Source organism: Lentimicrobium sp. S6 (genome assembly GCF_013166635.1).
In the GTDB taxonomy this organism is placed as follows: Bacteria; Bacteroidota; Bacteroidia; order Bacteroidales; family UBA12170; genus UBA12170.
Window position 1 is genome coordinate 1 of sequence record NZ_JABKBZ010000301.1, and the last position, 369, is coordinate 369.

The following is a 369-nucleotide window of genomic DNA, read 5'->3' on the forward strand; positions in this document are numbered from 1 at the left end:
CAAACACATTCGATTGTACAAATGTAGGAGTGAACACAGTAACGCTAACAGTAACTGATGATGCAGGTTTAACCACAACATGTGAGTCTATAGTAACAGTAGAAGACAATATTGCCCCAGTAATGGCTTCACAGAATGTAACCATTCAATTAGATGCCTCAGGAGCAGCCAGTATTACAGCCGCCAATATTGATAATGGAAGTTATGATAACTGTGATTTCACACTAACAGCAAGTCAAACCGACTTCGCTTGTACAGATTTAGGCGTAAATACGATTACCTTAACCGGAACAGATGCCAGTAATAATGTATCAACAATTACTGCCGATGTCACAGTAGAGGATGTTATTGACCCAAGTATCACCTGTG

1 protein-coding gene is annotated in these 369 nt (G+C 39.8%); it reads left to right on the forward strand.

Annotated features, from left to right (window positions below; all coding sequences use genetic code 11):
* Positions 1-369, forward strand: a 369-nt coding sequence (locus HNS40_RS22815) for a hypothetical protein (RefSeq protein ID WP_216664219.1), incomplete at both ends; no start/stop codon positions are given.